Origin of the sequence: Pseudoalteromonas sp. 120-MNA-CIBAN-0494 (genome assembly GCF_040308885.1) — a bacterium.
In the GTDB taxonomy this organism is placed as follows: domain Bacteria; phylum Pseudomonadota; class Gammaproteobacteria; order Enterobacterales; family Alteromonadaceae; genus Pseudoalteromonas; species Pseudoalteromonas nigrifaciens.
The window spans coordinates 1-262 of record NZ_JBEOOE010000176.1; the positions used below are offsets into that span (position 1 = coordinate 1).

Annotated in this window: 1 protein-coding gene; it reads left to right on the plus strand. The window is 33.6% G+C overall.

Features of this window, described 5'->3' with window-relative positions:
- Positions 1-47 precede the first annotated feature (47 nt).
- Positions 48-262 (plus strand): hypothetical protein (locus AAEY55_RS18425; protein WP_350552704.1); only part of this gene is annotated, 215 nt, incomplete at its 3' end.

Consider the following 262-nt stretch of genomic DNA (forward strand, 5'->3'; position numbering starts at 1 on the left):
GTTTTAATGAGGTCTTAAATAAACTGAACGGATTTTATTATCCGTTCATGACTCACTTCGATAGTGAGCTATTTTATTCACGGCCAGTCTTATCATTTTTTAGTAGCACTCAAGCGATCGTTGGTGATACTTATCCAGAAAACGTGATTTGGGATCATGATAAAACTCAGCGTTTTATCGACATGCTGCCATGCTATAAAAATGATATTGAAAATGAACGTAATGCGTTCATTTACCAAGAATCTCAAAATAAAAATAAACT